Annotated in this window: 31 protein-coding genes and 1 pseudogene; 16 read left to right on the plus strand and 16 right to left on the minus strand. The window is 49.9% G+C overall.

Annotated elements, in window-relative coordinates:
• The first annotated feature begins 195 nt into the window (after positions 1-195).
• Together AC286M_RS07985 and AC286M_RS07990 are read left to right on the plus strand one after the other, a co-directional pair.
• Positions 196-765: a DUF2808 domain-containing protein gene (locus tag AC286M_RS07985; RefSeq protein ID WP_488203872.1), complete on the plus strand. Its 570-nt coding sequence runs from the start codon at positions 196-198 to the stop codon at positions 763-765.
• Positions 766-1,203: 438 nt separating this feature from the next.
• Positions 1,204-2,133: a hypothetical protein gene (locus tag AC286M_RS07990; protein WP_488203873.1), complete on the plus strand. Its 930-nt coding sequence runs from the start codon at positions 1,204-1,206 to the stop codon at positions 2,131-2,133.
• A 20-nt stretch (positions 2,134-2,153) separates the two neighbouring features.
• Here AC286M_RS07990 and AC286M_RS07995 read toward each other — a convergent pair whose 3' ends face one another.
• From AC286M_RS07995 to AC286M_RS08005, 3 genes are all read right to left on the minus strand, one after another.
• Positions 2,154-3,548 (minus strand): ABC transporter ATP-binding protein, encoded by a 1,395-nt coding sequence (locus tag AC286M_RS07995; RefSeq protein ID WP_488203874.1) that lies wholly within the window; start codon positions 3,546-3,548, stop codon positions 2,154-2,156.
• 541 nt (positions 3,549-4,089) lie between these two features.
• Positions 4,090-4,833 carry a hypothetical protein gene (locus AC286M_RS08000; protein WP_488202632.1) on the minus strand — a complete coding sequence of 248 codons (744 nt, stop codon included), beginning with the start codon at positions 4,831-4,833 and terminating at the stop codon, positions 4,090-4,092.
• Between the two features lie 50 nt (positions 4,834-4,883).
• Entirely contained in the window at positions 4,884-5,357 is a 474-nt protein-coding gene (locus AC286M_RS08005) for a hypothetical protein (protein ID WP_488202633.1), read from the minus strand.
• A gap of 106 nt (positions 5,358-5,463) precedes the next feature.
• Between AC286M_RS08005 and AC286M_RS08010 the strand changes: the two genes are divergently transcribed.
• The 4 genes from AC286M_RS08010 (at position 5,464) to AC286M_RS08025 (ending at position 8,201) form a co-directional block, all read left to right on the plus strand.
• Positions 5,464-6,057, plus strand: coding sequence for a hypothetical protein (locus AC286M_RS08010; RefSeq protein ID WP_488203875.1), 594 nt, complete (start codon positions 5,464-5,466; stop codon positions 6,055-6,057).
• Between the two features lie 20 nt (positions 6,058-6,077).
• Entirely contained in the window at positions 6,078-7,016 is a 939-nt protein-coding gene (locus tag AC286M_RS08015; RefSeq protein WP_488203876.1) for a M28 family peptidase, read from the plus strand.
• An 81-nt stretch (positions 7,017-7,097) separates the two neighbouring features.
• The gene (locus tag AC286M_RS08020; RefSeq protein ID WP_488203877.1) at positions 7,098-7,592 is read left to right on the plus strand and encodes a hypothetical protein; all 495 of its coding nucleotides are present in this window, start codon (positions 7,098-7,100) and stop codon (positions 7,590-7,592) included.
• A gap of 33 nt (positions 7,593-7,625) precedes the next feature.
• Positions 7,626-8,201, plus strand: coding sequence for a pentapeptide repeat-containing protein (locus AC286M_RS08025; protein ID WP_488203878.1), 576 nt, complete (start codon positions 7,626-7,628; stop codon positions 8,199-8,201).
• 74 nt (positions 8,202-8,275) lie between these two features.
• Here AC286M_RS08025 and AC286M_RS08030 read toward each other — a convergent pair whose 3' ends face one another.
• From AC286M_RS08030 to AC286M_RS08060, 7 genes are all read right to left on the minus strand, one after another.
• The gene (locus AC286M_RS08030; RefSeq protein WP_488203879.1) at positions 8,276-8,752 is read right to left on the minus strand and encodes a nuclear transport factor 2 family protein; all 477 of its coding nucleotides are present in this window, start codon (positions 8,750-8,752) and stop codon (positions 8,276-8,278) included.
• A 4-nt stretch (positions 8,753-8,756) separates the two neighbouring features.
• Entirely contained in the window at positions 8,757-9,413 is a 657-nt protein-coding gene (locus tag AC286M_RS08035) for a HupE/UreJ family protein (protein ID WP_488203880.1), read from the minus strand.
• 61 nt (positions 9,414-9,474) lie between these two features.
• Positions 9,475-9,918 (minus strand): cyanase, encoded by a 444-nt coding sequence (gene cynS, locus AC286M_RS08040; RefSeq protein ID WP_488203881.1) that lies wholly within the window; start codon positions 9,916-9,918, stop codon positions 9,475-9,477.
• Positions 9,919-9,946: 28 nt separating this feature from the next.
• Positions 9,947-10,831 carry an ABC transporter ATP-binding protein gene (locus tag AC286M_RS08045; RefSeq protein ID WP_488203882.1) on the minus strand — a complete coding sequence of 295 codons (885 nt, stop codon included), beginning with the start codon at positions 10,829-10,831 and terminating at the stop codon, positions 9,947-9,949.
• Positions 10,828-11,670, minus strand: coding sequence for a nitrate ABC transporter permease (gene ntrB / locus AC286M_RS08050; protein WP_488203883.1), 843 nt, complete (start codon positions 11,668-11,670; stop codon positions 10,828-10,830). The genes AC286M_RS08045 and ntrB overlap by 4 nt, the downstream gene beginning before the upstream one ends.
• 35 nt (positions 11,671-11,705) lie before the next feature.
• Complete coding sequence (locus AC286M_RS08055; protein ID WP_488203884.1) at positions 11,706-13,346, minus strand: CmpA/NrtA family ABC transporter substrate-binding protein; 1,641 nt, start codon at positions 13,344-13,346, stop codon at positions 11,706-11,708.
• A gap of 169 nt (positions 13,347-13,515) precedes the next feature.
• Complete coding sequence (locus AC286M_RS08060) at positions 13,516-14,328, minus strand: response regulator transcription factor (protein WP_488203885.1); 813 nt, start codon at positions 14,326-14,328, stop codon at positions 13,516-13,518.
• 305 nt (positions 14,329-14,633) lie between these two features.
• Here AC286M_RS08060 and AC286M_RS08065 point away from each other — a divergent pair, with 305 nt between their 5' ends.
• The 5 genes from AC286M_RS08065 to AC286M_RS08085 all read left to right on the plus strand — a co-directional run bounded on the left by AC286M_RS08065 (position 14,634) and on the right by AC286M_RS08085 (position 18,928).
• On the plus strand, positions 14,634-15,908 hold the full coding sequence (locus AC286M_RS08065; RefSeq protein WP_488203886.1) for a PAS domain-containing sensor histidine kinase: 1,275 nt from the start codon (positions 14,634-14,636) through the stop codon (positions 15,906-15,908).
• Between the two features lie 103 nt (positions 15,909-16,011).
• Positions 16,012-16,269, plus strand: coding sequence for a hypothetical protein (locus AC286M_RS08070; RefSeq protein WP_488203887.1), 258 nt, complete (start codon positions 16,012-16,014; stop codon positions 16,267-16,269).
• Positions 16,270-16,349: 80 nt separating this feature from the next.
• The gene (locus tag AC286M_RS08075; RefSeq protein WP_488203888.1) at positions 16,350-17,909 is read left to right on the plus strand and encodes an eCIS core domain-containing protein; all 1,560 of its coding nucleotides are present in this window, start codon (positions 16,350-16,352) and stop codon (positions 17,907-17,909) included.
• Between the two features lie 351 nt (positions 17,910-18,260).
• Positions 18,261-18,506, plus strand: coding sequence for a DUF2283 domain-containing protein (locus AC286M_RS08080; protein WP_488203889.1), 246 nt, complete (start codon positions 18,261-18,263; stop codon positions 18,504-18,506).
• A 110-nt stretch (positions 18,507-18,616) separates the two neighbouring features.
• The gene (locus AC286M_RS08085) at positions 18,617-18,928 is read left to right on the plus strand and encodes a hypothetical protein (protein ID WP_488203890.1); all 312 of its coding nucleotides are present in this window, start codon (positions 18,617-18,619) and stop codon (positions 18,926-18,928) included.
• 86 nt (positions 18,929-19,014) lie between these two features.
• Here the strand turns inward: AC286M_RS08085 and AC286M_RS08090 are convergent, their stop codons facing one another.
• The gene (locus tag AC286M_RS08090) at positions 19,015-19,296 is read right to left on the minus strand and encodes a hypothetical protein (protein WP_488203891.1); all 282 of its coding nucleotides are present in this window, start codon (positions 19,294-19,296) and stop codon (positions 19,015-19,017) included.
• Between the two features lie 377 nt (positions 19,297-19,673).
• Between AC286M_RS08090 and AC286M_RS08095 the strand changes: the two genes are divergently transcribed.
• The 3 genes from AC286M_RS08095 to AC286M_RS08105 all read left to right on the plus strand — a co-directional run bounded on the left by AC286M_RS08095 (position 19,674) and on the right by AC286M_RS08105 (position 20,656).
• The gene (locus tag AC286M_RS08095; RefSeq protein WP_488203892.1) at positions 19,674-19,907 is read left to right on the plus strand and encodes a hypothetical protein; all 234 of its coding nucleotides are present in this window, start codon (positions 19,674-19,676) and stop codon (positions 19,905-19,907) included.
• Positions 19,904-20,332: a type II toxin-antitoxin system VapC family toxin gene (locus AC286M_RS08100; RefSeq protein ID WP_488203893.1), complete on the plus strand. Its 429-nt coding sequence runs from the start codon at positions 19,904-19,906 to the stop codon at positions 20,330-20,332. Before AC286M_RS08095 ends, AC286M_RS08100 begins: the two co-directional genes overlap by 4 nt.
• 105 nt (positions 20,333-20,437) lie before the next feature.
• Positions 20,438-20,656 carry a hypothetical protein gene (locus AC286M_RS08105; protein WP_488203894.1) on the plus strand — a complete coding sequence of 73 codons (219 nt, stop codon included), beginning with the start codon at positions 20,438-20,440 and terminating at the stop codon, positions 20,654-20,656.
• Between the two features lie 141 nt (positions 20,657-20,797).
• Here AC286M_RS08105 and AC286M_RS08110 read toward each other — a convergent pair whose 3' ends face one another.
• The 4 genes from AC286M_RS08110 to AC286M_RS08125 form a co-directional block, all read right to left on the minus strand.
• A complete protein-coding gene (locus tag AC286M_RS08110; protein ID WP_488203895.1) occupies positions 20,798-22,540 on the minus strand; it encodes a caspase family protein in 1,743 nt (580 codons plus the stop codon).
• Between the two features lie 157 nt (positions 22,541-22,697).
• A complete protein-coding gene (locus AC286M_RS08115) occupies positions 22,698-22,949 on the minus strand; it encodes a hypothetical protein (RefSeq protein WP_488203896.1) in 252 nt (83 codons plus the stop codon).
• A 144-nt stretch (positions 22,950-23,093) separates the two neighbouring features.
• Positions 23,094-23,297, minus strand: coding sequence for an AbrB/MazE/SpoVT family DNA-binding domain-containing protein (locus AC286M_RS08120; protein WP_488203897.1), 204 nt, complete (start codon positions 23,295-23,297; stop codon positions 23,094-23,096).
• Between the two features lie 145 nt (positions 23,298-23,442).
• Positions 23,443-23,565 (minus strand): hypothetical protein, encoded by a 123-nt coding sequence (locus AC286M_RS08125; RefSeq protein ID WP_488203898.1) that lies wholly within the window; start codon positions 23,563-23,565, stop codon positions 23,443-23,445.
• Between the two features lie 48 nt (positions 23,566-23,613).
• On the opposite strand from AC286M_RS08125, the gene AC286M_RS08130 reads away from it, so the two are divergent.
• Together AC286M_RS08130 and AC286M_RS08135 are read left to right on the plus strand one after the other, a co-directional pair.
• Complete coding sequence (locus AC286M_RS08130; RefSeq protein ID WP_488203899.1) at positions 23,614-24,096, plus strand: hypothetical protein; 483 nt, start codon at positions 23,614-23,616, stop codon at positions 24,094-24,096.
• A 40-nt stretch (positions 24,097-24,136) separates the two neighbouring features.
• The gene (locus AC286M_RS08135; protein ID WP_488202632.1) at positions 24,137-24,880 is read left to right on the plus strand and encodes a hypothetical protein; all 744 of its coding nucleotides are present in this window, start codon (positions 24,137-24,139) and stop codon (positions 24,878-24,880) included.
• Between the two features lie 226 nt (positions 24,881-25,106).
• Here AC286M_RS08135 and AC286M_RS08140 read toward each other — a convergent pair.
• Positions 25,107-25,448, minus strand: a pseudogene (locus AC286M_RS08140) (amino acid ABC transporter ATP-binding protein); the annotation flags it as partial.
• Positions 25,449-25,478 lie beyond the last annotated feature (30 nt).

Raw genomic sequence — 25,478 nt, forward strand, 5'->3', positions numbered from 1 at the left:
CGCCCCTACAGTTGGCGAATTTGTTAAATCTATGCTTTTAAGCAAAAACTCAGGGGCTTATTAACTAGCGCTCACCTATCAGCCAACTTGCCTTGTTCTAATAAAAACAGAAGACCGAGAGCAGATGCGACACCGTTTCGCTACAGCGTTCCCCTCAACTGTCGTTCTGCCATTTATGGAATGAGGTACACAATTATGTTTAGACATTCAACCCACACCATTCGAAGTTTAGTATTGGGTGGTTTATCTGTTGGTTTAGTTGGAACCATTGGAACTGCGATCGCACCTCCCGCCTTCGCTGTCCAATACCCGGATGGCACCGTTGCCTTTGACCGTCCACCGGAACTGGTGGAAGCTGTGACCCGCACGATTACTCCTGGCTTAGAGGGTGATTATCACTTTACAATTGCCGTTCCCAGCGATGCGGGAGAACCCCTGGAAGCGGTGGTGATTTCTCCTCGTAACCATGTGGGCGATATTTCGTTCATGCTGGAAGAAAGCCAAGCCAGTCTCGGTGAAGCCTTTGCAGATGGCACCAGCCTCAGTCTGGCCAATGTCGGCGGCGCACCGGATAATCCGGATGACGTGCTCGTTGTGTTGGATGAACCCGTCATGCCGGGTAATACCGTCACGATTACGCTGACAGGCCGCAATCCCGCCTATGGCGGCACCTATCAGTTTGGCGTGACGGCTTATCCAGCGGGTGACAACACCATTGGCAATTTCATCGGCTATGGTCGCTTCGGCTTCTTTGACAACAACTAGGACTGTTTCCTGCTACGTGGCTATAGGTTAATCGCGGCAAGGGAGTGAGGCAGTGAGGGAGTGAGGGAGTGGGGGAGCAGGGGAGAAAGGAAAATTTAGGCTCCGTTGCTCCCTTGCCCCGTTTCCTCCTTGCTCTCTTGCCCCCAATCCTTGAGACCTTTTACAAGTGCTGAGTTGTAATGCGCCTCACGCCTCACTTTTCACGCTTCACTCTTCTCGCCACTAAAAAACAGCCACAGTCAAAAGAATTGGTGTAGATGGCGAGAGCAATCCGGAACCTGGCTGAGCGAGTCTGTAGTAGCTGAGGTTTATTGTATGAAGTCCGGTTGAAAACCCGTAATTTAGTTTTTGTGAAACGCTTGCTCCGCAAGCGTTTCACAAAAACTAAATTGGGTTCTTATACGCGGACTTGATATTACTACTCTCGCAAGCTTGATTATGAATCATCGGTTTTTGTTGCGGTTGGTCACTAACGTTGCGGTTTGGCTGCTGCTGCTGTCCTGCATCGGCATTGTGCTGTGGGTGATTGACGAAATTCTGGGCTGGGATATTCTGCCAGATGCCTGGAGCTTGCTAATTCGAGCCTTGCTAGTCGCCGGAGGCATTATTACCTTTGTGCTGGTTGTGATCAATATTCTGCTGAGCTTGGCGCTATTGGCCGAAGCCAATGCTAGCCGCGCACAACTGCCAGATTATTCTCTGTCGCGGAGACTAAAGCGACGCATGCGCCAAGGAGCACTGGCTAGCGTAGTTGCGATCGCGCTTTTGATTGGTGGCCTACAGGTGGTGAACCAAGTTCGTGCCCAGGCATCGATGCGAGCGGCGCAGGTGGAATTTGACCAAACCCAGGCTGAGATGGATCAGTCGATGGAGCAAGTGCTGGGGCTGTTTACACCGCCGCTACTGGAAGCGCTTGAAACCAATACCCTGGCCGAAGCCGGACAGTTGGGCAATCTCACGAAGCTCTTTGGCTCGATTCAAGCCTCGTTTCCCCATCAGCCGACGGCTGCCATTCTGATTCCGGCCACTCAACCGCCCTATGAGTATGCGCGGATTGATGCCAGTGCGATCGCAGCCAATAACCAAGGCCAGCTTTTACTATCACCGCAGCTCTATACGGGCTTCCCTACGGAGCAGGAAACCCAAGCCATTCAGCAGCTTTTTTCCGGCCAAGCAGCAACGCTGGACGATGAACTGCGAGGTACGGTAATTAACAACACCGTTCCTAGCTCCTGGGGCGTCCTCAAGCGCAATGACCAGATTATTGCCGTGGTCTATTTGCAGTCAAATTCTCCGGAGTCGTTTGGTTCACCGTTTTCCAATCAAACGTTTCACCACAGCGGCCCAGATAGTCTACTGACCAATTAACACTGACCCACTAGTGCGGCTCATTCACGTCGATCTGCAAAAATGGCTTCATCCGTTTTCGGATTGAACAGATGAACCCGATTGGGTGCGATCGCAAGCCAAACCTCCTCGCCAATCCGAACGATATGATCGGCATCGACACGGGCTTGTAGAATTTGTCCTGTGACTTCAACTGTCAGGTAGGTTTCGCTACCCAGCGCTTCAACATGCTGCACAATGCCGCGCAGATTTTTGGGAGCAGGGACGCTCAAGCTCAGATGTTCGGGCCGAATACCTAGCGTGACTGTGCGGCCATCGTAGGTTTGCAGTACATTTTCCCAAACATCCGGCAGCGTTAATCGAAAGTCGGCATGGGTAATCAGCAGCGGCGCTTTCACGTCCACGGGCAAAAAATTCATCGGTGGGGAGCCAATAAACTCCGCTACAAAACGGTTGGCCGGACGGTTGTAAAGCTCCAGCGGTCGCGCCACCTGCTGAATTTGGCCCGCATTCATCACGGCAATCCGGTCGCCCATCGTCATTGCTTCGGTTTGGTCGTGAGTGACGTAAATGGTGGTAATCCCAAGCTGGCGCTGAAGATTGACGATCTGCGATCGCGTTTCGCCCCGCAGTTTGGCATCTAGGTTTGACAGCGGTTCATCCATTAAGAACACCTGGGGATTGCGCGCCATCGCCCGACCCAGCGCCACCCGCTGCTTCTGTCCGCCGGAGAGCTGGCGCGGTAGACGATCCAACAGCGGCTCAATTTGCAGCATCTTGGCCACCGTCTGCACCTGCTGATGCACATATTTCTCCTTGGCTGACCAGTAGCGCAGTCCCGGCGGTAGGCGACGAGTGGTGGCTACGGCGAAGTCGGAGAGTTGCGATCGCAACCCGCGCTGAACCCGTTGTGCGATCTCTTTCGCTGCCGCGTTCTTGGCGGACTGATTGGCAGGTGTTTCCGTATTGCCAGGATTTAATGACAGATTCGGCTCCGCAAACGTGCGCCGCAGGCCAAAGGCCAAATTGTTATATACCGTCAAATGCGGATAGAGCGCATAGCTCTGAAACACCATCGCAATGTCCCGCGCCTTGGGCGGCAGGTCATTCACCAGCGCATCGCCAATCCAAATGTTGCCCGCCGTCAGCGGCTCCAGTCCGGCCAGCAGGCGCAGCAGCGTACTCTTGCCGCAGCCCGATGGCCCCACCAGCACCATAAACTCGCCATCCTGCACCTTAAGATTGATCCGCCGCAACACCGTCGCCGTTGCGGGAGTATGCGCAGTCGGTTCGGTCTCAACGGATTGCTCCACAGCGGCAGACGCTCCCGTCGCCGCCGGCACAGCCGCCAGAGATGCCTCTGTTTTGGGCGTAGCCTGGGTCTGTCCCCGACGAGGAAAGCTTTTATAGATGTTTTCTAAGATGACGGTTGCCACGGCAGTTGTTGCTTTAAGCAAGAATTTTCAACAGTTTACAACCCTCTGCCCGTCTCCGGTAAGAGCGCTTCTTGTTGGGGGAAACAGTAACTTAAATTGCAGAGGAGCAAGGGAACTGTCGCCGTGGTATCTGTTTAGCGTGATGCTTTGCTAGCTTGCCCTCGGTCGTTTTGCCCTCACCCTAAATCCCTCTCCCGCAGGAGAGGGACTTCCGATCCGGCTCCTCTTCTCCTGTGGGAGAAGGGGCTAGGGGATGAGGGCATTCTAGGCCACGCTAATACTTACCGAACGGCGACAGCACCGTTAAAGACAACAATCTTTGACACAAAACAGATTAGCTTTTTCGGAGGGGATCTGGGGGACGCGACTCGTCTCCCAGCCGGGGGCGTGGGGGCAAGCGTCCCCACAAAATGGGATTTGTCCCAACAGATTATTTGAACAGTACGCCAACACAGTACGTCATCCGTTAACAATCAAGTTGTAGAATCGGCGCTATGCTTCCAATAGGTTTACGGTTTATTTGTTTAGCGCTAGTTCCAACTTATTTTGTGTCAGCGTTCCTGAGCAATGGTCTTCTGCCATTCAACGATGAGGCAATCAGCCAATTGCGAACCCAGTTGTCGTGATAGCGGAAGCCGTTGAGTTGCTCAAAGGGGCATAAGCACCCGCCCATTGCTTTGCGAGTCTTGCGACAAAAGGGATGGAAGTTCCAGAGTAAGGCCATCGAGCGCACCGACTGTTCCGCCGAGTCCCAGAATCCATGAAAATCTTGCATGGCATACAAGATGCGGTCAAGATAGTTCATCGGACGGTCAACCTGATTGCTGGTGCGATAGGCGTCAGGGAAGTCAAAGGCGCGTTGGAAGACGTGAGATTTGTCGTTGAGGCGTCGCAAGCGAGCGTCAATGGCCTGGGGCAACGCGTGGGTGTTCACCCACTCCAGCAACCGACGCAACCGTTGAGCAAAGTGACGTTTGCTCTGGCCCCGATACAGATGCCAAAGCTTGTCGGCTAGTTGCTGACCCAGGACTGGTTTAGAGCGGCACCCATCGCGAATTTTAATCACCTCATGCAGGAAGCACAGAATCCAGACCAGGCCAGGGAATAGCTCCTCCCAAGCGGCTCGGGTGGCCTCCCAACCATCAGTCGTCACCGTCTCGGGCGCATAGTCGGGAACATGATGGGCAGCTTCCTGCTGGAATACCCCATAGGCTGCGGTTAATCCATCCTGACCCGCATTGGCACTGAGACTGGCTCCCAGGACGCACCCTTGCGCCGCTGTCACTGCCAGATAGACTCGCTGCCCGTGCCAATCACAATGCTTCTCATCGGCAACTAGATGGGGGGGAGCGCCGTTTCCCTTTTGAGGGTACTGCCCACAATCGAGGCTCGACCGAACGACTGACAGAGCCGATACCAGTGCATCTCAGAACGGCCCAGCACATAGGCAATCCCCTCATACGACAGGCCATGCTTTCTTAAATAGAGCGCTTTGTCGGCCATCTCCGCCGTCTCGCTCATGTACGGCATCACCAAATCGGGACGCAGTTGATAAGCCTCTCCGGTACTCGGCAGCAAAATCCGCCGGGTCTTGAGCTGTTGACGAGAGGACTCGACCCATCCGTGAAAGCGATAGCCTGCCTCAATCCCGTCGGGAAACAGTTCCGGGTGGGATGCGATCTGCTCGTTGAGATACTGGCGAAAGGCTTCCCGGTCTTCTACTAAGACCTCGTAGTCAAGGTCGTCTGCAATGGGCAGACAAATCGTTTTATCGCCTGCTGTGCCACGCTTGCGTCGTTGCTGAGCCATCGGCTTTGGCCTGCTGAACTCTCTGCCTCAATTCTACTCAACACAAACTTGGGTGGAACTAGGTTTAGCGTACTAATCAAGCTAATCCATCTAACAGAATGGTCAAATGATTACCGAAATTGGATCTTTTGTAGTAGCTGGACTCATAGCAGGTACTATGAGTGTTTCATCGGAGGCGGTTGATTATCCAGACGATGTTGGCAATACAAATAGCTTTGCAGAAAATTACTTCGAAATCACTGAACCAAACCTGATTTCGCTCACAACTTTCACAGAGAAAAGAAAGTTTATTGTCAACATCTACAGAGCGTCAGAAGAAGATAGGGAAATGGTTTATGATTTCAGCGCTGATACAGTGATTGCGTTTTCTACTCCATTTGAAATAGAGGAACAATCTGGCGGTAATGATTTTGGGAGAATTTTACTGTGGGGATTTCATCAAGCAGATCCTGACTATACCGTTGAAATTGAATCAGGGAAATATGAAGTCGTAGTAACAGCAAGATATGCGAACATAGATGATATCAATCAATATCCTGAATTGATAAGAGATTCGGATAGAGAAAGGGTCGGGTGGAATGAATGCTGGGATCTCGTTTCGGAAACATTGAAACCTACGGTCTGGAATTTTACATTTATTCCTACTAATACAGAAGTTGAGCATCAAATTTATAGAACTCGTCCGATTTTGAGGTTATGAAGTTGAATTTCTAGTCGCCTATGATTCTCCCAATGCCCGGCAGCAGCTATCAAGGCAAACTGCCGCCCCTGAATGCCGACGAACAGCAGCTCAAAACCGCCCTCGAACACCATATTCACGTTTTGGCGACCGAAATTGGCGATCGCAACTATCTCAATCCCCAAGGACTAGCCGCAGCAGCACAATACCTCAGCGATACCTGGCAGGCAGCAGGCTATGTGGTTGAGCGACAGCGCTATAGGGCAAAATTCTCTGGCGATCAGGTTTTCGAGAATTTGATGGTAGAGATTCCGGGTTGCGATCGCAGCGACGAAATCATCATCATCGGTGGACATTATGATTCTGTTCCAGGCTGCCCAGCCGCCAATGACAACGGCTCTGGTTCAGCAGCTACCCTGGAACTGGCTCTCCGCCTCAAAGATTGCCAGCCGTCCCGCACCCTGCGCTTTGTCCAGTTCGTCAACGAAGAACCGCCCTTCTTTCAAACCGACCACATGGGCAGCCTGGTCTACGCTCGTCAGTGTCAGGCTAATCAGGACAACATTGTCGCCATGCTGAGCTTGGAAACGATGGGCTACTACTCGGACGACGTGGGCAGTCAGCAGTATCCCCTTCCCCTCGGCCAAATCTATCCGCTCCAGGGCAACTTCATTGGCTTTGTCGGCAATCTGGATTCCGCCCAACTGGTGCGCCGCGTGGTGAAGCTATTTCGCGAACAGGCCCAGTTTCCATCGGAAGGCAGCGCGTTACCCGGTTTGCTAACTGGTGTCGGCTGGTCGGATCACTGGGCCTTTTGGCAGTGCGGCTACCCAGCGCTGATGGTGACAGACACAGCACCGTTTCGCTATCCCTACTACCACACCCCAGAGGATACGCCGGACAAGATTGATTTTGATCGGTTTACCCGTGTAGTTGCTGGGTTGGAACGAGTAATTCGAGCGCTGGCCAACGAGAAATAAAACGGCGAAATATTGCACAATGTCGCGCCAAATCGGGGAACTGTTTAAGATGGAGGCAGATTGTGAGTATGACCCATTGCCATGACGACAGATCCCCTCGATCAACAGATTCAAATCCTTGTCGATAACGCTGCCAGAAATAACGTTGCGCCGGAGGTGATTACTGCGATCGCACCTGTGCTGAAAGCTTTTGCCCAGCGGCTAAAGCACACTGAGTATTTCGTGGTGCAAAATTTGAATCAGCAGTGGGTAATCACGATTTTGAACCGCAAGCAGCCGGATCAAACCAACGTTGAGAAGCGGATGATTTACGCTTACTCCGCGCTGGAGGATGTCAAAAAAGGGCCAACGCCGATGCAGCGGAATGACCCGAATCTGATGGCGATGCCGATGCCGATTACCCACATTCTGTTTCAGCTTTTCTCGATGAAGCAGATTGAAAGCGTGATTTTTCTCGATACGCCAGGACAAACCTCTAGAGGGGTCGAGGTGCGGCGACAGGACGTGGAGTTGGCGATTAAGATGCAGCTTCAGCAAACCCAGGGTGTGGGCGCAGTGCCGCCGGATATTGCCTAGTTCTTAAAGAAGGTTAGGAAAGAAGGTTGGGGTATGAACAATCGATGGATGTTGGCTGCGATCGCACTGCCGATCCTAACTGGAACGTTCGTGACCGAAGCTCATGCGGATAGTAACTTGGATGCCGTACAGCAGCTTTTGGAAACCAATGCCTGCGTCGGCTGCAATCTAGAGGAAGTCAGTCTTCATGAAGCGGATCTGCGCGGTGCCGATCTGCGCGGTGCCAATTTGGAGGGCAGCAATCTCTATCGCGCCAATTTGGAAGGGGCGTTGCTCACGGGTGCCAATCTGGAAGAGGCGTACTTGGGTTACGCCAATTTGAACGGTGCGGATCTGAGCGCCACCAATCTGTCCCACGCCCAGATTTACTACACGCAGATGGTGGGAACGAATCTACAAGCGGCAGATGTCCATCGCACCTGGATCGAATCCTCAAATTTGCAGTTCGCCAACCTGCTCGATACCAATTTTTCCAAAGCGATTGTTGTGAGTACGGATTTACGCAACGCCCTGATTTGTGGTGCCACGATGATGAACGACCAGCAGTTTGCCTATCGCTGCCCCCAACCAGCCGTCCCAGAAATTTTGGTTGAGGATAATTTGGAGTAGCTTTAGTCGAACTGAAAACCCGAAAAAGCAGAGGAGACACGCACCGCGTGTCTCCTCTGCTTTTTCGAAAGTATCTATTCAGGTGAATTAATCAGTCCCGGATGATCCTGTGGGCGTGCGCCAGGGGCAGGCCAGTGGAAGCGACGTTCCTCTTCCGTAATCGGTTTATCGTTGATACTTGCTTCCCGGCGGCGCATGAGGCCGTTTTCGTCAAATTCCCAGTTTTCGTTGCCATAGGCGCGAAACCACTGTCCGGCATCGTCGTGCCATTCATACTGAAAACGCACCGCAATTCGGTTCTCGCCAAAGGCCCACATTTCCTTGACTAGGCGATAGTCCAGCTCTTTATCCCACTTGCGGCGCAGGAACTCGCGAATCGCCTCCCGTCCCTGAAAGATTTCGGCTCGATTGCGCCAGAAACTGTCCTCTGTGTAGGCCATCGATACCCGATCCGGATCGCGACTGTTCCAAGCATCTTCCGCCATCCGTACTTTTGCGATCGCAATTTCTCGGTCAAACGGCGGCACGAGTTTCTTTCCGGTCGTTGTCATTGCTTTAACCCAGTACAACACCTGAGAGGAAAGCAGCACCGACGCCTGCTAGCGTGAATCCAGCAAACCGCAGACCGAGCGCATCGCTATTTTTGCCAATCAATTGGTTGGCAATACCATAAGCTGCGATCGCAATAACCATTTGGATTGCAGCAAACCCAAGTAAATACGCAACAATTGGAGCCATATCTGCCCCCACAACAGCTTCGCCATAAGCATAGCCATGAAAAATTCCGGATAAAGCCGCTAAACCAGCCACAATCCAAGTATTCGGCTGTTGCTTCATCGCCAGCAGCACACCGAATAGCAGGACTGAGGCCGAGATGAAAAATTCGGGAGCGGGTAAGTTCAGCTCCATCAGGTGAATACCTGTACCAGCTATCGAAGCCATCACAAAGCTGAGAGGGATGATTAAACCTCCGCCAACGGCAGCAGCCAATAAACCTGCCGTAATCACAAACGCCAGGTGATCCATGCCAATGACGGGATGCCCTAATCCTGAGAGAAAGCCCTGAACGGCGTTGGCAGGAGTTTCACCTCCAAACGGATGGTGAGCAGAGGCAGGCAGAGCCAGCAGCAGTCCACTAGCAACCACTAACCCGAAACCGCTCAATCGTGCGGCTGTAGGCTGAAGCGTCTTGAAAAACCGAAGGTGTAACATTGGCATCCTCTCAGCAATTGATAGATTCAGACATCAGACAGGAAATAACCAAGTGGGTGGATTACCACTTCTTGTAAGGTAAGAACTTACCACACATGATGATCTTGACGCGGTCGCCTTTCGGATCTTCTTCTTTTTCCACGTCAATTGTGAAATCGATGGCGCTCATAATGCCGTCGCCAAACTTTTCATGCACCACGCTTTTAATCGGCATTCCGTAAACCTGCATGATTTCGTAGAAGCGATAGATCAGCGGATCGGTTGGAATCACGGGATCGAGCGATCCTTTTACAGGACATTCGGTCAACGGCTCAATAAACGACGGATCGGCACCCAGCGCTTCCACAATTTGGGTGGCCTCCTCTTCAGACGCACTGGCCTGACGATAGATCACAGATGCAATCCACACCTCATCGCGACCAACCTTGGATTCGAGATCCGCAAAAGTGATTCCCTTCGCTTTCTTTGCCGCGAGTAGTTTTTCAGTGATTGCTGGAATTGCCATATCTAAATCCTCTCTGGTGTTTCAACTTCTACTTCTGAATCCTTGCTGCCTCAACCGCCCGCGTCTCGCGGAACAGATGGCTTTCCATCTCAGCCTTCAACTTGTGATAGGCTGGATGCTGTTCAATCGTTTCCCGATTGCGGGGACGGGGGAACGGCACTTCTAGGATTTCATCGACTCGGGCGGCGGGGCCACGGGTCATCATCACAATCCGATCAGACAGCAGCAGTGCCTCATCAATACTGTGGGTAATCATGATTACCGTCTTGCGCTGCTGCTCCCAGATGCGCTCAATTTCGTCCTGTAGGAATCCACGGGTTAGGGCATCCAGTGCGCCAAACGGCTCATCCATCAGCAGAATCTGCGGATCGATAGCTAGGGCGCGAGCAATGCCGACTCGCTGACGCATGCCGCCCGATAGCTCATGGGGATGCTTCTTCTCAGCGCCCTCTAGACCGACAAGCTGAATGTTCTCCTTTACGATCCGGCTCATCACCTTGGGCGACATCTTGGGATGCACCGTCTCGACGGCAAAGCGGATATTCTCTTCCACCGTCATCCAGGGCATGAGGGCGTAATTTTGGAACACCATGCCCCGGTCTGGCCCTGGCCCAGTAATGGGATGACCGTTGAGCAGAATTTCGCCAGCGCTAATGGATGATAAACCCGCAATCATGCCCAGCAGCGTAGACTTACCGCAACCAGAGGGGCCAATGATCGAGACAAAGGTGTTTGGCTCAATCTCCATGCTGATGTCCTGGATGGCCATGAAGTCGGACTTGGTTTTGCCCGTCAGCCGATCAAATAGACCGTTCTTGCCGGGAAAAACCTTCGTCACGTTGCGAATGGACAACTGAGCCGAAGAGTAAAGGGGTTTCGTCGTGGAAACGTCGTTCACGGGTGCAAAGCTCATGAGTTTCGACCAAATGCAACAAATTTTTCGAGGGCGGCAAAGATGCTATCGAGCAGCAAGCCAACCAGACCAATAATGAAAATGGCGACCAAGATGTTGGGAATATACAGGTTGTTCCACTCATTCCAAATGAAGTAGCCCAGCCCCGTACCGAGCAGCATCTCAGCCGCGACAATGACTAACCATGCAATCCCCATGCTGATCCGCAAACCCGAGACAATATTGGGTAAAGCTGCCGGAATAATCACCTTAAAGATGGTGCGCATTCGAGAAGCTCCCAATGTGCGGGAGACATCCAGGTAGTCTTTATCCACGCCAGCTACACCAAAGGCCGTGTTAATCAGCGTTGGCCAAATGCTAGAGATGAAGATGATAAAAACACCGGTCTGCTCCGAATCTCGAAAAATATAGAGGCCCAGTGGTAGCCAAGCCAGCGGTGAAATGGGCTTTAGGAGCTGCACGTAGGGGTTAAATGCCTTGTAGGCAACGGGTGAAATACCAATCAGGAGGCCCAGAGGTACAGCAACGATGGAGGCCAGGATATATCCGATCGCAACTCGTCGCAGGCTGATCAGCAGGTTCCAACCGATGCCCATATCGTTGGGGCCATTTCTAAAGAATGGATTGGTCACCCACCACCAGAACTCCTCTAGCGTCTTGGATGCGGTGGGCATGCCTTGGGCAAACCAGCCCATACGGGCACCCACTTCCCAAAACAGTAAGAACAGTCCTAGGGACAGCATGAAGAGGGCAAACGCTCTCACACCTTCATTTTTGGGCAGAGATTCTTTCTTCTCACTCGTTGTCAATGAGCCCGTCACGGGGTTACTTAGCGCCATTGTGATACCTCCTTGAAAACTGCTGGATCGCCAAATTACACACCGTACTCATCAATCTGCTGCTGTACATAGGCGTCTGGATTAGCAGGATCAAAGGTGTCAAACATCAATTCTTCGCTGCGATAGATTTCCGACGGAGGCTCTTGGCCTAGCTCCTCCGCTAGCTCACGAGCCAAATCAGTCAGGAAGATTTCCTTACCCACCTCGTCATAGCCTTGATCGGTCATGGCTTTTGCCGCTGCTCCGTCACCTTGTAGATCCCAGCGCACCAGCTGCGAGGAGATCCAGTTGGCGAAGCTCTGCCAGGGGTACGGGTCAAAATCGATCCGGTCGGGTACGTTTAGCGTATTGCCGTTGCCGTCTTCAAAATTGCCCGTCAGGACGGCTTCAACCACTTCTACAGGCTGATTTAAGAACGCCCGCTCGGAGATGGCGGCGGCGATTTCAGGCCGATTCTGCGGATTGCGAGCGTAGCCAGCGGCTTCGATAATCGACTTGTTCAACGCCCGGAAGGTGTTGGGATTTTCGCTGATCCACTGGTCGCTGGCGGCAAAGGCGCAGCAGGGATGACCGGGCCACAGCTCTTTGGTAATCAGGTGGATAAAGCCGACGCCTTCATAAACCGCCCGCTGGTTAAACGGATCGGGCATCAGGTAAGCGTCAATGTCACCCGCCACCATCTGAGCGATGCTGTCCGGCGGCGGCACGGGGCGAATCTGCACGTCTACATCCGGATCGATTCCACCCGTCGCCAGGTAGTAGCGCAGCAGCAAATTGTGCATGGAGTAGGGGAAAGGAACGCCAATCACGAATCCCTTGAAGTCGGCGGGGCCATTGACATTACCTTTGTGGCGCTCCGCGACAGTGATGGCCTGACCGTTGATGTTTTCAATGCTGGCCAGCTTCACACCGAAGGCTGCCGAACCCAGGCCCAGCGTCATCGCAATCGGCATGGGAGCCAGCATGTGATAGGCGTCTAGCTCACCTGCGATCGCAGAATCGCGAACGGCTCCCCAGCTTGGCATCTTAACCACTTTGGCGTTGAGGCCATACTTTTGGTAAAAGCCCAGCGGCTCCGACATGATGATGGGCGTGGCGCAGGTGATGGGGATGAAGCCAACCTGCAAGTCCGTCTTTTCCAGTCCTTCTGTGGAGACAGGTTCGCCCGTATCCTCAACGGTTGGCTCACCCCCGCCGCCACCGCCGCAGCTCGCTAGGGTAACAAGTGCCGCACCGACAGCCATATTGCGCAGAAACTCGCGCCGAGTTGCACCGCTATTGCGAATCGAATCAGCGAAGAACAAACCTGCCTGGGGGCCAAACGCTGCCGCAAAGGCGTTTTCTAGACCACCAGCCTGCTTACACAGATCTAGAATTAGCTTTTCGCGCTTGGGACTGCCGCGACCGACGGTTTTGAGGAACAGCGCCTTCCGCAGTTCATGGGCGTTAATGCTGTCTGCCGCTCGGAGCTGATTTTGCTTGTAGAGACCCATCTTCACCAGGTCATCCACCATATCCACGGGGTCAGACGGCATGGTCTGGATAAATTCCCAGTGATCCATCGTCGAGTGCTGCCCACCGCAGATGACACATGCCAGCTGTAAATCAGACAGTTCTCCGCGATCGCAATTCAGATTTCCCCACTTTTGATTCGTTTGTGTCGCTGTAAAAACCATAATTTTGTCTAACCTAAACTCCACTATGCGGACTCAAAACCAAAGCCGATTGAGCTGGCAGGCATCTTGCTCTGTACTGTATCAGCCATCAATTAGATAGCGCATTGGATTATTTTTTGAATCTAATGGGACTTTCTTTTGAAATTAGTTTGAGACTGAAAATTGAATGCTAATTCGTTAATTTCGCTACAGATTTCTGTCTCCAAGCCTGGGGAGAAACGCCGTGAAACTGGCGAAACTGCCGACTAAAATATCCGGCATCGGTATAACCAGCGGCTTCGGCAACTTGTCGAATCGATTCAGATGTATTGGTCAATAAACTTTTAGCTTGGGCCATCCGTCGTGCAATAATCCAACGCTTAACGGTTTGCCCGGTCTTTTCCTGTACTAAATTGGTAAGATAGGCGGGTGAATAGCCAGCTGCTTGAGCCACATCACTGAGATTAATTGGCTGTTTGTAGTGGGTTTCAATAAAGTGAAATACGGCTGTGAGTTGGGGGCAATCCGGAAAGATAGCTGTCTCGCTGCGATCTTTAGCCTGACTCGTATTTAGCGCAGGAGCTGTGGCAGAATTGTGCGTTGCATGTACCTGTCGATACAATCGTTCTAGCTCTTCTTGGCGCTTAAGCCGCGTATTGATGGCGGCTAGAAACTGCTCTACCGTGCAGGGCTTGGTCAGGTAGTCATCAGCTCCCATTTCCATGCCCCGCCGCAGGTCGGTCATTGTCACCTTCGCGGTTAGAAAAATCAGCGGAATCAAGGCTGTGTCTTGCGATCGACGCAATGCTGTCAGCACAGAATAACCATCCATGTCGGGCATCATGATGTCGCAGACAATTAAATCTGGCTCGTGATTTTTAGCCAGATCTAATCCCGCTGAACCATTGCTGGCACCAAAGGCTCGGAATCCCTCAAACTCTAAACATTTGAGAAAAATATTGCGAGTTTGAGCTTCATCCTCAATGACTAATACTGTTTTCATAGGAAACACGGAATGGTGAATGACGCTTGCTTTTAGCAGCAAACTAAGCTTAGATTTGCCAACAGAAAACGTTGCCTCTGCCGATTTATCTAGCCTGAATAGAAGTAAATGTCTTGATTTTTTGCAACACTCTAGCTTTAACTTTAGTAATCTCTAAAGAGCTGCTCCGTAGTGTAGTGGAATACAGTTTTGATCGATGGAATATGTTGAAGCGATCGCGCATGGCCATATAGATTGGGCGATTTTGCTTTAGTTGATTCAGCCATTCTCCTAGATCGATGCCTTTAGTTTTTGATGACGAACCTATGGCACAAGTCGTGCAAAACAATGGAGCAACGAATTGGAATTCGGCTTCAGATCGGTCTGTTAATCAGCACATAAATCAATCCGCGCACCAGATGGGGGATCAAGAACTTGAACAGCTTCGCCGTCAACATCAACTGATCCTGAATGCGGTGGGTGAGGGGGTGTATGGGCTGGATTTGGACGGCAACGTCACCTTCGTCAATCCTGCTGCCGCCGCCATGATCGACTGGCCGATGGAGGAACTAATTGGCAAGTCCATGCACGCTGTCATGCATCATTCCCATCCCGATGGCAGCCACTATCCGCGAGAAGGCTGCCCTATTTATGCCGCTTTTCAAGACGGCAGCGTCCGCCGCGTCACCGATGAAGTCTTCTGGCGCAAGGATGGCACCAGCTTCCCCGTCGAGTACATCAGCACCCCCATGCATGATGAAACGGGACAGCTAATCGGTGCCGTTGTGACCTTCCGCGACATTACTGAACGTCGCTGGGCCGAGCAGGTTTTGCAGCGCACCAATGAAGAACTGGAGCGCAAAGTGCAGGCTCGTACCGCCAAGCTGTTGCAGGCTAATCACCAGTTGCGGGAATTAAGTGAAATGCGATCGCGGTTTGTCTCAATGGTCTGCCACGAATTCCGCAATCCGCTGAACAACATCGCTTTATCTGTCTCGTCGCTGAATCGCTATGATGCTCAGCTCCAGCCGGAGGAAAAGGCCGACTATCTGCACAACATTGAAGCCAGCGTCGAGCGCATGACCCAGATGATCGACGACATTCTGGTGATCGGCAAGATTGAGGCCAAGGTGCTGGAAGTCAATCCGGAACCGCTGGATGTGATTACGTTCTGCCGAGATTTACTGGCGGAGCGGGAATACCATCGTCCCAAAAGCCCCGTCCAGTTTAGCTGTCGCAGTCGCCAGTTGATGGCCAATTTAGACGAACGACTGTTGCGATCGCTGTTAAGTAACTTACTCTCTAACGCGATTCGCTACACCCCAGACGACAAAGCAATTCACCTGAAGCTCGCCAAACGCCAAAACCAGCTCATCATTCAAGTGCAGGATGAAGGCATCGGCATTCCGCTCGAAGATCGACGGCATCTATTTGACCCCTTCCATCGCGGTCGCAACGTTAGTAACATTCCAGGTACGGGACTAGGACTCAGTATTGTTAAGCAGTTCGTCGATCTACAAGACGGCACGATTGATGTGCATAGCCAAGTCAATAAAGGCACCAAATTCACCATCCGCCTCCCCACCCAATTCACGACTTAGCTCAATTCTTCCGTTCCCCCTGCTCCTATTCTCCCTTTCTCCCCTGCTCTTTCTTTATCTACCCATCCACCCTTCCACCCATCCACTCTTCCACCCATCCACCATGAACCTCTTCAACCAATCCCGATCTGCTCCCAATCCGGAACACATTCGCCAAATCAAAACCTGGGTCTACGACGCTCTAAACTTACCGACTGACATCCCAATCTCCATCAGCCAGCTTCAGTGCCATGAACCGGGCTGTCCGCCAGTGGAAACCGTGATTGCGGTGATGAGCCAGCCCACCCAAACCTTTAAAATTCACGCAGCGGCTGAGCAAATCACCATTAATGAGGTGCAGCAGGCGATTAGCAAGAATTAGACCAAAGCCTAATAGCTTTTTCTTTAAAGATCAGTTTAGAACCGATAGTGAGACAAGCCCCCAATTCAACGGTCTAAACGATGCGCCGTCGCCAATACGCCCCCAAACCAGCACAGGATACTTTAGTTCTGTCGTCTGAAAAATTGCTGCAAACTCGTCCGTTTCAGCCAGAGATCAATAACAATCAGCAAGCACCGCAGCTACAGGAAGAGGCAGGTGCTTTGGCGGGTAGTTTTGATCTGACCCAAAGACTATCGTCTTTTGATCCCCAACCCATATCGACGTTAAGCCAACCGCTACAGGCCAAGCTGACGATTGGTGAGCCAAATGACAAGTATGAACAGGAAGCAGATCGGGTGGCTCATGATGTAGTGCAGCGGATTCATGAAGCTGACGATGCTAACGATGGATATCACCCGTTGGGACAACTCGGCAAACATGCTGATGCTGTGAGGCGCAAGGCAATATTGCAGCGGGAGACAATACCGGATGAAGAGGACGAATTGCAGATGAAGCCTCTCGAAACATTGCAGCGAGAGGTTCTAGAAGAAGACGATGAATTGCAGATGAAGCCCCTAGTTCAGCGGAAGGGAGCTGAGGGTGGATCTGCATCAGTGGAGGTGGAGAAGGAAATTAATCGTGCCCGTGGCGGTGGGCAGAGCCTAACGCCGACATTGCAGACCGAGATGGGACAAGCAATGGGGGCAGATTTTAGTGGCGTGCGAGTGCATACGGATGCGCGGGCAGATCAGTTGAATCGCAGTGTGGGAGCACGAGCTTTTACGACGGGGCGGGATTTATTTTTTAAGCAGGGGGAATATCGACCAGAAAGCCGAGGTGGACAGGAGTTAATTGCTCATGAGTTGACCCATGTAGTGCAGCAGAATAAAGATTATAAAACGCAAAATAAATTAATAAGGGGAGGATCGGGAAATGACCGTCTTCAAGAAAGCTTAGATAGGCCAAAAAATATACAAGTAACTAACACAACTGATACTAATGCCATACAACCAAAACGTTATGTCACGGAGCCGCAAAAAAATAGGCGCAATTTAGGAGGAGCAGTCAATGTAACTAGAGGCAAAGAAAGCATTGACTTAAAAGGCTCACTAACAAATGAGGATACTCAGGAGCAAGAAAACGCAAGTGGCAAAGTATACATGCCGGAATATAAGATTTCTGAAAATCGTGAGGAAGCTCCAACTCGAATTAGATCGGAGAAAGGAAGCTGGTGGGACAACTATCAAAAGCCTAGTGATGCACTTCGGGTAGCGAATTTGACTGCTTCACCTCGAGGGATGCGAATGGGTCAATTATTGACATACGAGCATGGGCTTGAAGCGAAAGATCGAAAGAAGCAATATGTCATCGCAATGAACGTTAGTGATGCACGGGGGCCGTTTTATGAGCCACTAGGGTTCATGGATTATAACGGCTCACGTCCATGGAAATTTCTAGATGAACAGAGAGCAACTCTAGAGGACTATATCCGTAATAATCCAGAAGCGGAGGATATTGGTCGGGCAGCATTGATTTTACAAGATATTAAGAATGAAATGAGAGATAGTGCGATGATAATTGAGACTAAGACATTGATTAGTAAGTCGAAGGAGCAAGCAGAAGCGATATGGGAAGAATAAAAAAGAGCAGTCATTAATCCTAATCTAGGTATGGTCATCTGCCTTAGTACGATCGCACATCGCCGTAGGTTGGTTAAAACATGAAACCCAACATCAATCCGTTAACCATCTCTGCAAATGTTGGGTTTTGCTGTCGCGAACGTTATTAGCGAATTCCTCAAATATCCTCTTTTTCCTATTATCCTCTGCTGAGACGAGAAAAATTTCGCTTTAGGATTCATGCCTGAAATTGTTTGGACGGCCTATCTGCGTTACCTAGTAGAGCAAAGAGGGTTTGATCTCAACTAGATTGAAGCGATTCTGCTCGGCAACAAATTCGATTTCGGCTAAAAACAGGACGGTTTATTACTGATGTCTGACATTAAACAGCAGATGCCTCAGATGCACTACTTCAAAGAAGAAGACATTCTTCACCTGCTGATCTCAAAAGAACCAGAAGCAGGAAGCATCGAAATTAGTCCGAATGTCACCGCAGAGTTGAATGCTGATGGAGAGTTGATTGGGGTCGAAATTCTGAATGCCAGCACCTATATTCGAGATTTTATTTTGGAGTCGGTTCAAGGCAGGCTTGTTAATCTAACACACAACAGGGCATAACCAGCGCGATCGCAGATTGTGTAGAGTGCATTAGGAGTGGATCTACGTCGGAATCTCTAACCCGGATCTCTAACTGAGTGTGGAAAACCTCACCAGATGTGAACGCTAGAATGTCAATAGCAATTCACAAAAGTTTACAAAGCGATCCACTCAACATGTTTACTGATCTGACCAGTGCAACGCGGGAGTACTGGAAAAAGCTAGATAAGGTTGAAGCGGCGTATAAGCGCAATGAACTCACGCTCGAAGAAGTCGATGCTGAGGTGCAGTGGCTGATGACGGAGCTGGGCGATGTGCGTTGTCGGGCACTCCGGGAGTTTTGGGCTAGTCTGCAATATTTTGTCCGTCAGCAGCGAGATGCGATCGCAACCGTTGCCGCCTTTGGTCTATTAGCCTATCTATGGTTGGTGAATGTGGCGTAATGAATCAAAAACCGGATTTCTGCGATCGCGCTTCGTGTGTTTTTCACTATCGGTCATCAGAAATCCGGTTTCTGGACTCTGACTGATTAGCTTAAATAGCGAGTCAGAATGCTGATTTGATCGTCAGCCTGTCTGGGCAGGAGCCGAGTCACATCGCTGGCACTGGGGCAGGGGATGGGCTGGCTCCACTCGTTGGCTTCGGCAAAGCCACGCCGATGCAGGTTTTTGATGGTGATGATGATGTCGGGGTGGGTGCCGAGCAGAATAATCCGCAGGGGATGGCGACCGTCGCGTTGGAAACTGCTGGAGTTGGGCGCACCGGACTGTGGCGCTGCATCGGATGCAGCACCGAGGATGAAATATGTCATTATGGTTCTCCTGTTCTTGACTTTTTGAGAAAAGCCAAAAACCTAGCCACCCCGCAAACGTGCAGCGCAATGCAGGGTGGCGTTGGAGAAGGTTATAATCCTCCACAGCCTCCGCGTTGCCGTGAACAACCGGGGGTTAGCTGTCCAGGGTTGTTCGCACCAACTCTGGATAGCGTGACTAGATTTTTGGTATCAGTCGCCGCACGTGTTTAGGGCCGACAACTTAACGTTTCACAGTACGGTATCTGGCCTGTGGAGTCAATACAGGTTCACTGACAGAAATACAGGGCAACAGAACAGCTTAAATTATTAAAGCGCTGAGAATGGGTAGGAGATAATTGAAATAACGTATAGCTACCGTAAATTGTTTGACCACTATGACTATTACAGAGCTGAAAGAACAGCTTCTTCGTCTACCACCGGATGAAAAGCTTTATTTGATTCAAGTCTTAGCCGAAAGTTTGACTATGCTATGGGTGCAGGAATCTCAACGCCCTTCAAACACGCTCTCTAACTTTTTTCGCCAGTCTCCGCTCTGCCAAGATGTCGAACCCGGAGAGCTGGATCTGAGTCGCGATCGCTCTTTACCTCATGATCGGTTTACCCCATGAGCTACTTGCTTGATACATGCCTAATTTCTGAAGCAGTTGCTAAGAAGCCACAACAACCAGTTTTAGATTGGCTCGATGCTCAAGATCCTGAAACGCTGTATTTAAGTGTCATTACGATGGGTGAAATTGCAAAGGGAATTCATAAGCTTGCCCCATCTCAACGTCAACAAACCTTGATGCATTGGCTAGAGCAAGATCTGCCTGCTCGGTTCTCAGGGCGCATTATCAATATTGATTTACAGACAATGTTGCTTTGGGGCAAATTAGTAGCAGAACTAGAGCAGCAAGGAAGAACGCTTCCAGTGATGGATTCTTTGATTGCGGCAATTGCTACTCAGCATTCTCTAGTGTTGGTCACTCGTAACGAAGACGATTTCGATGGCACAAATCTTACGATTATAAATCCTTGGTTATCTTCGAAGTAATCCGAACAGCTTGATTTTTTCTCTAATGTTTAAGATCAAATTTTGAATTTAAATCGAATAAATAAACAGAAAAATTAGTCATTTATTATACGAGGATGTCTAACAATGGAAGCTATTACAATTCAGGTCGATTCGGAGATTGCTAAAGCTTTTCGAGAAGCAGATCCAGACGAACAACAGAGAATACAGCTTTTGCTAAATGCTTGGCTAAAGCAAACGATGAAAGGGCGTTCTTTGAATGAAATTATTAATGACATGCAAGCTCAAGCGCGTGCAAATGGACTCACGCAGGAAACTTTAAATATGCTGCTCCAGGATGACTAGCTCTCGGTTTGTTTTTGATACCAATATATTAACTAGCGCCATTCTAATTGCTGGCTTGGCTCCAGACCAGGCGCTCCGTATAGAGATTTTGCAGAGCATCTATAACACAACCTATAAAATTTGAGATCAAACTTTATCTAATTACCAATGAAAACTAAAAATAAACTCCTTAAGCTCATTAGCTACATCGTTAAATCGTTCAAGATCCCCTCCAAATAGGCCAACCTTAAATGGTTCCCACTTTTCTCCCATTGCATTTGCATCGTCGATAATATGTGACAATGGGCCATTGTCATACCTATTTTCTTTCCAGCCAAATCGGCCAATTGGTGTCCATATATGCTCGTTCTGTTGCTTTTTAATATCAGCACAGACTAAAGCAAAAAGCACTTCAAATTTGTCAAACGCTTTCTCATAGCCCTTTCCAATAAATAGAATATCGTCAAGCTTAGGCTGTAAAATCTTGAAGAGATACTCGCTCATAGGAGTATAGTTGTTTTCATGATCTGGTAGTTGTTTAAATACATTATTTCTTGCTAATTCAAGAATACTTTTAGAAATCGCTTCAGCAAAAAAAACGTTTTTTTGTCTATGTTGTGAATGGCTGATTGTTGTATAAAGTATCCTGGCTAAGGAGTCATACCTTCCCCCTTCAATAGCAGCTATACCCGAACAATAAAATTGAAGTATTAACGGATACCAACGAAGATTCAGCCATACAGTGTAACCACTATTTGCTTCTAATCGGTCAGCTGATCTCGCTAAAGCCTTTTGCAAAACTATTTGATGAGTCTGCTTTGCCCAATAAGCAACGCAAGCAGAAATCGAACACAAATCGCTACTAATATCTTCGTATCTAGAAATTCGTTCTAGAAGTTCAACTTTTGAAAACTGATTTTGTAATCCAAAGTTATCTTCACTAGTTCTAGAGAGGAACCGTCTCACCTCATCTACGACAAAATCATGTAGTTCAATTGATGAAGAATCATTTGCTAATAATGACTTGATTCTTTTAATTTTATCCAAGGCATTCTCTTCAGGCAGATCTTCCTCTGAGAAAGGTATAATAACAAGGCGATCAACATCTTCACCAGTTTCATCTACTTCGGATAATTGTGGTGCTTGTAAAATAAAATCTCCGTCTCCATCGAAGTAACCATAATGAGGCGTTTGGTGTGAGTTTCTGTCATTAGCTACTTTTCCATAGACATATGACATTAAACTATTAGCTGTTATTACTCCGTTTTCAGTTGCAGCTTTGCCTTGAAGACCTTCAATCAAATGACCAGTAAAAACTGAGTGATTGGGAAGTGGCCCTCCTGAATCTGAAACGACCTCATCAGCTTTTCCTGCAGTAAGAACCTGACGAGAGTATCTAAGCAGCATGTCCTTTAAAAAACGAGTTTTTCCCGCTTTTACACTGCGATTTAGGGCTAAACCACCGTAGCATGCATCCATAATAAAAAGCATATGTTTAGCACGTATCATCTCAGCATTTCGGGTAAGATCGTCCCATCTAATGAAGGTGGAAAAGTCACTCATGTCGGCATCATAAGGAACTAGAAAGCCAATTTCTCCACGAAATCCTGAGCGTGTGTAGCCATGTCCGGCAAAGAAGACAATGATACGTTCATCAAGATCAATGTCATCTGCTGTTAAACGCATAAAAGCTTGCAATATGCTTTTTCTTGTAGCTTCGCTATCAACAAGACATGTAATATTTTTATCTGGGAATTCTAGTGTATTAGACAAAACATCACGTATTTCTTCAGCATCACTGACTGCATACGATAGAGGGGGAGCATTTTTATATTGATTAATACCAATTATCAAAGCACGGCTATTTGAATATTTGGGCTTTAGAAGAAACCTGATATTATGCATTCCAATTCTCTATATTTGTCTACTTAGCTGGCAATTCTAGAGCCTAAATTTACTACTGATGCTTCTAGATGTGTTTAATGCAATAGCATTTCTCGCATAGCGCAATTAATACAAGCTTTGTTAATACTGATATTCCTGAAACACACATCATATCCCATCAGAAAAAGTGATAAACGCTACGATGCCCAATCCGAATCACCCAAGGCTGAGCATCAGGGTGTTGTTCAAACAAACGATTTGTTGCAGGCAACACCTGATCCGCAACCTCAAAAGCACCCGTCTCAATATCAATCGCAACAATTCTGCCCTCGTTGCCAGCCTCAACCTGCTGCCAAATACCCGCTTCGTACAGCTCTTGCCCTCGTCGAGCCAATTCCTCTTTGCTATATCGCCGCTGTCGAACTGCCATATTTCGCCCTAGCTCAACGCCCACCACAATTATATCTTTGGTGAAAATTGCGATTCCGCTTTTATCGTCAAGAATACCGCTTGAGCCATTGCGCCAACTCTTCCTCCGATAACTCACTAGCAGCAAGAGCCTGCATCACCGACGTCAGCCATCGGCTAATTGCTGCATGGCATTACGATACTCCGATGCACCTTGCCGATAAGCTTCCATAACCTGCTCAAACTCTGGCTCATAAGCCATCAGCTTAATGCCATCCTCCATCACCACGACAGTCAACGCATCCCCTTCCTTCAAATTGAATTTATCCAAAACTTCTTGAGGAAACGTAGTCCCAAGGGAGCCATCCATTTTTCGTAGTGTGATGTGCATGATCAAATACCCAGATTTTGTGACAACCAGATCCTGCTAAGATGCGTACCTCAACGCAACCTTTGTCGGTTATAGCACTGGTATTCCTTGAACGCACCATCTCATCCATCATTCATTATCGGTGCTATACAGAAATTGCGCTCTGGAGAGTTGCGATCGCGGTTTGAGGGTGCGATCGCACATTGCCATCAATTTGAGACGAGGAAAGTGCGATGCAGTTTAACTGGCTAGTTCTAGTTCCACCCAAGTTTGTGTTGAGTAGAATTGAGGCAGAGAGTTCAGCAGGCCAAAGCCGATGGCTCAGCAACGACGCAAGCGTGGCACAGCAGGCGATAAAACGATTTGTCTGCCCATTGCAGACGACCTTGACTACGAGGTCTTAGTAGAAGACCGGGAAGCCTTTCGCCAGTATCTCAACGAGCAGATCGCATCCCACCCGGAACTGTTTCCCGACGGGATTGAGGCAGGCTATCGCTTTCACGGATGGGTCGAGTCCTCTCGTCAACAGCTCAAGACCCGGCGGATTTTGCTGCCGAGTACCGGAGAGGCTTATCAACTGCGTCCCGATTTGGTGATGCCGTACATGAGCGAGACGGCGGAGATGGCCGACAAAGCGCTCTATTTAAGAAAGCATGGCCTGTCGTATGAGGGGATTGCCTATGTGCTGGGCCGTTCTGAGATGCACTGGTATCGGCTCTGTCAGTCGTTCGGTCGAGCCTCGATTGTGGGCAGTACCCTCAAAAGGGAAACGGCGCTCCCCCCATCTAGTTGCCGATGAGAAGCATTGTGATTGGCACGGGCAGCGAGTCTATCTGGCAGTGACAGCGGCGCAAGGGTGCGTCCTGGGAGCCAGTCTCAGTGCCAATGCGGGTCAGGATGGATTAACCGCAGCCTATGGGGTATTCCAGCAGGAAGCTGCCCATCATGTTCCCGACTATGCGCCCGAGACGGTGACGACTGATGGTTGGGAGGCCACCCGAGCCGCTTGGGAGGAGCTATTCCCTGGCCTGGTCTGGATTCTGTGCTTCCTGCATGAGGTGATTAAAATTCGCGATGGGTGCCGCTCTAAACCAGTCCTGGGTCAGCAACTAGCCGACAAGCTTTGGCATCTGTATCGGGGCCAGAGCAAACGTCACTTTGCTCAACGGTTGCGTCGGTTGCTGGAGTGGGTGAACACCCACGCGTTGCCCCAGGCCATTGACGCTCGCTTGCGACGCCTCAACGACAAATCTCACGTCTTCCAACGCGCCTTTGACTTCCCTGACGCCTATCGCACCAGCAATCAGGTTGACCGTCCGATGAACTATCTTGACCGCATCTTGTATGCCATGCAAGATTTTCATGGATTCTGGGACTCGGCGGAACAGTCGGTGCGCTCGATGGCCTTACTCTGGAACTTCCATCCCTTTTGTCGCAAGACTCGCAAAGCAATGGGCGGGTGCTTATGCCCCTTTGAGCAACTCAACGGCTTCCGCTATCACGACAACTGGGTTCGCAATTGGCTGATTGCCTCATCGTTGAATGGCAGAAGACCATTGCTCAGGAACGCTGACACAAAATAAGTTGGAACTAGGGCTAGTTATTCGTCTTCATACCCCATAGTGCGATCGCAGAGCATATAGGGTGCATTAGCGAAATAACGTGGAACGTAATGCACCTTATCCTATCTATATCATTGGGAATTCGTGGGAATTCATCCTCTCGCCTGCGATCGCAGATCTTGTAGCGCGATCGCACTTTCCAACCTCTCAACACGGCGTAAACCAACATTTGCAGGAATCTGAAATATCAGTGCAAAATTTGGGACAGAAACTTTTGCACTCGTTCCTCGGCGGGATTGTTAAAAAATTGGGCGGGCGTTGTATCTGCTACGAGTTGACCATCGGCTAGGAAGATAATTCGGTCAGCGACTTCACGAGCAAAGCCAACTTCGTGGGTGACGCACACCATTGTCATGCCCGATTCCGCTAGCGATCGCATCACGTCCAGCACCTCGCGCACCATCTCCGGATCAAGCGCCGAAGTCGGTTCATCGAACAGCATCACTTTGGGCCGCATTGCTAGGGCACGTGCGATCGCAACTCGCTGCTGCTGTCCGCCAGAAAGTTGACCGGGATATTTGTGGGCTTGTAGAGGGGTCTTATCTCTCGCAACCGGAAT

The sequence above is a fragment of the Thainema salinarum CENA647 genome (assembly GCF_057732415.1).